4 protein-coding genes and 1 pseudogene are annotated in these 3,886 nt (G+C 68.9%); all 5 read right to left on the minus strand.

Translation table 11 applies throughout. From position 1 onward, the window contains the following. A partial coding sequence (locus ACFWPJ_RS27010; RefSeq protein ID WP_378855427.1) for a cation transporter occupies window positions 1–548 on the minus strand: 548 nt, incomplete at its 3' end. A gap of 200 nt (window positions 549–748) precedes the next feature. Next, complete coding sequence (locus tag ACFWPJ_RS27015; protein ID WP_378855429.1) at window positions 749–1,684, minus strand: hypothetical protein; 936 nt, start codon at window positions 1,682–1,684, stop codon at window positions 749–751. A 21-nt stretch (window positions 1,685–1,705) separates the two neighbouring features. Beyond that, the gene (locus tag ACFWPJ_RS27020) at window positions 1,706–1,945 is read right to left on the minus strand and encodes a heavy-metal-associated domain-containing protein (RefSeq protein WP_229740050.1); all 240 of its coding nucleotides are present in this window, start codon (window positions 1,943–1,945) and stop codon (window positions 1,706–1,708) included. 19 nt (window positions 1,946–1,964) lie between these two features. Further along, entirely contained in the window at window positions 1,965–3,380 is a 1,416-nt protein-coding gene (locus tag ACFWPJ_RS27025) for an MFS transporter (RefSeq protein ID WP_378855431.1), read from the minus strand. Between the two features lie 150 nt (window positions 3,381–3,530). After that, window positions 3,531–3,886: pseudogene (locus ACFWPJ_RS27030) on the minus strand (hypothetical protein); the annotation flags it as partial.

Genomic DNA, 3,886 nt, shown 5'->3' on the forward strand with positions numbered 1-3,886 from the left:
GTACCCCAGAACAGGGCGTACAGCGACCAGCCGAAGGCGGCGAGCACGCCGATCGACACCAGCGTGTCCATGGTGGCGGTGGCGTGCTTGGCGTTGGTCCACGCCGCCTTGTGGAAGGGCAGCGCGCCCCACACCACGACCGGCGCGGCCAGCGTCAGCGAGAGCCACTGCCAGTTGGTGAACTGCAGCGCCGGGATCATCGCCATCGCGATGACCGGGACGGCGAGCACCAGCGAGACCAGCAGCCGGGTGCGCAGCGAAGCCGTGGGGTCCGGCTCGGCGGCCGCTTCCTCGGTCGGCTCGGCCTGCTTCGGCGCGGGCAGTGCCGCGGTGTAGCCGGCCTGCTCGACGGTGGCGATCAGTTCCTCGGGGGAGACGTCACCGGTGAAGTCGACCCTGGCCTTCTCGGTCGCGTAGTTGACCGTCGCGGTGACCCCGTCGAGCTTGTTGAGCCTCTTCTCGATCCGGTTCGCGCAGGAAGCGCAGGTCATGCCACCGATCACCAGTTCTACCTGGCCGGTGCCGGGTGGTTTCGTCACGGTGGTCATGGGGTGCTCCGTTTCGTTCCTGGTATCGATTCTTGCTGAGGGATTGCTGATGGGCTACATCGGTGCCCATGGTCGGGATAGGGCCTGTCGCGGCGTCCGCCGAAGCATGCGCTGAGCATTCACCAACGGCTCAGATGGTTCTGATTTCGACCGATCGGCGGGAAAGTGAACGTCCAGCGCGGTGGCCGCGGGCGCCAGGGTCAGTGCCCGTGGCCGGGTGTGCCGTGGTCGGCCGGTGCGCTCGTCGGTGCGGGATTGCTCGCGCCGGTCGCGTCCGGCTGGGCGACCTTCACCGTGAACTCGGCCGTGCGCACCACGCCCTGGTGCTGGAAGTCGAGGAACAGGCGGTAGTCGCCCGCACTCGGCGCGTTCACCACGAAGTCGATGCCGGGACCGGCGGGGGTGACCCCGTCGCCGGGCGTTCCTTCGGGATGAACGTGCAGGTAGGCGAGGTCGGCGGCGCGCAGTGCGACCAGGTGACCGTAGGCCCCGAGGTAGGGCTGCAGGTCGGTGACCGGCGCGCCGTTGCGGCTGACCGAGAGCGTGACCTTCGAGGCCGCGCCCGGGGCGACCGTGCCGTTCAGGGCGACCGTGTACTCGCCGACCTGCGCGGTCGCCGCCGGGGCGGGCAGCGCCTGCACGTCGTAGTTGCCCGCGACTCGCAGATCCGCGCCGAGGGTCAGGTTCGACCCGCCCGCCGGGGTGAAGTCGGCGAAGACACGGTAGTCACCGGCCCGGCTCAGGTTCAGCGGAACCGACCAGGTCCCGGCCGGGTCCAGCACCGGATGCACGTGCTGGAAACCGGCCATGTCCCGCCGGACCACGATCAGGTGCAGGTCCTTGTCGTGGCTGGTCTCGTACTTGGTGATCGGGGCGCCGGTGGCGTCGAGGATGCGGAAGGCGACCGGGGTCTGCGCCGCTGTCGTGGTGTTCGGCTTGTCCAGGGCCAGCGTGTAGCCCTGATCGGTGACCAGCAGGCCACCGGGCAGATCGGCGGACGGCGCCGCGGTCTCGTGCTCGCCGTGCCCGGCCGGTTCGGAAGGTTCCGGACCGACCAGGGCGCCGGCGGCCAGAGCGATCCCGAAGACCGCCGCGAGGCCGAGGGTGAAACCGGCGAACTTGCCTGTTGCGTTCATCGGGATGCTCCGTTTCGTGGTTCAGTCGGCGAGCTGGAAACCGGCCGCGGTGACGGCGTCGGCGAGGGCGGTGCGGTCGGGTTCGGTGCCTTCGATCGTCACCGAGCCCGCGGCCAGGTCGACCTCGACGCCGGTGACGCCGGGCAGGGCGCCGACCTTGTCGCGCACCTTGTTGGTGCAGCAACCGCAGGTCATGCCGGTGACGGTGACAGTGGTGCTCATGGTGGTGTTCTCCTCGTCGTCGATTTCAATCATTACCATACCCCCCTAGGGTATTTTGTCAAACAGTCGCGTCGGCCGTTTCCGCGGCTGGGGTGCGCATGACCGCCGCGGTGATGCCCGCGCCGGCCAGGGCCAGCAGGCCCGCGCCGAGGAAGGCCGCCGAGTAGCCGTCGGTCAGTGCCGTGGCGTCGCCCAGTTCACCCGCGCCGAATGCCGCGGCCACCGCCGTCATCGCGGCCAGGCCGAGTGCGGAACCCACCTGGTAGCTGACGTTGACGATGCCCGAGGCCAGGCCGCCCTCCTCCGGTCGCGCCGCCGAGATGGCGGTGCCGAGCGAGGGGATGAAGGCCAGCGACATACCGCCCGCGGCCACCAGCGAGGCGGGCAGCACGTCGACCCAGAAGTTGCCCGTGGGCCGAACCAGCGACATGATCCCCAGGCCGAGGCCAAGCACGATCAGGCCGGTGACGATCATCGGCTTGGCACCGAAGCGCTGCATGGCCTTCGGGGCCAGCACCACCATGCCGAGCATGATCAGCGTGGTCATCGGCAGCAGCGCGGCGCCCGACGGGAACGCGCTGTAACCGAGCACCTGCTGCAGGTACAGATTCAGGAAGAACCACATCGGCACCCACGCCGCGGCCAGCGCGAACTGGGCGAAGTTGGCGGCGGCGAGGTTCGGCGCGCGGAAGATGCTCAGCCGCATCAGCGGTTCGCTGCGACGTGACTGGATGAAGACGAAACCGGCCAGCAACGCGGCGGCCAGTGCCAGCACGCCCCAGGTCTGACCCGAAGCCCAGCCCGCCTCCGGAGCCTGCACGATCGCGTACACCGCGGCCGCCAAACCGGCTGTCACGGTGACGGACCCGGCGATATCGATGGAACCCTTGCGTGCCGGAGCGGCGGGCATCAGCAGCGGAACGGCGATCAACGCGAGCGCCGCGATCGGGATGTTGATGTAGAAAACCCAAGGCCAGCTGATGTATTCGGTGATCACGCCGCCGAGGAACACGCCCGCGGTACCACCCGCCGGCGCAGCCGCGCCGTAGACGGCGAGTGCCTTGGTGAGCTCCTGTGGCGAGCCGCCGAACAACATCATCAGCAGGGTGAGCGCCGACGGTGCGATCAATGCCGCGCCCGCGCCTTGGATCGCCCGGCCCGCGAGCTCGAGGCCCACATTGCCCGCGGCGCCCGCGATCACGGAGCCAACCGCGAGAACCAGCCAGCCCGCACCGAATACCCGGCGCGCACCGAGCAGATCGGAGAGCCGGCCGCCGAGCAGGAGCAGGCCGCCGAAGGCGATCACGTAGGCGTTGAACACCCAGGTCAGATTGCCGGGGGTGAAGCCGAGTTCGGCCTGCATCTTGGGCAGCGCGATCCCGATGATCGAGGTGTCCATGATGACCATGAATTGCGCTGCGGCGATCACCGCCAGCGCCCACCACTTCCGGGTGGATTGCGATTGCGTAGTCACGACTTTCGTCCTTTCGAGCGGAGTGCGTCTCGTGCTCGGTACCATACCCCCCTAGGGTATTAACCTGTCAAGCCTCCGGCGGGAAAGGATTCGGACAGCCGAACACCCGGCCCGCATCGTGACGGGCCGGGCGTATAGGGCTGTGCCGGATCAGGATTCGTGGCGATAGGTGATCAGCGCGACGGCGGGCGCGGACACCACCTGGACCAGTGCGCTCCCGTCGACGGAGATGTGCGCGAAGCCGCCTTCGATGGCGACGCGCACATCGTGCACCGTCGACGTCGGCTGCCCGTCGGCATCGGTCAGGGTGTAGCCGTCGACCAGCGCGACCGTGTCAGCGGCCCGCCACTTCGGGGTCATGGCACCCGGCCCGGCCGAGCCGCCGCCCGTGGCCTCTTTCGCGGTGGTCGGAACGAGCGGAAAGTCCAGCTCAGGGCTGGCGACATGTTTGAAATAGTTCGACCGCACATTCAGCGCCCCAGTAACGACTGTCTCGGCCATCTCGC

Origin of the sequence: Nocardia sp. NPDC058497 (assembly GCF_042720195.1) — a bacterium.
In the GTDB taxonomy this organism is placed as follows: Bacteria; Actinomycetota; Actinomycetes; order Mycobacteriales; family Mycobacteriaceae; genus Nocardia.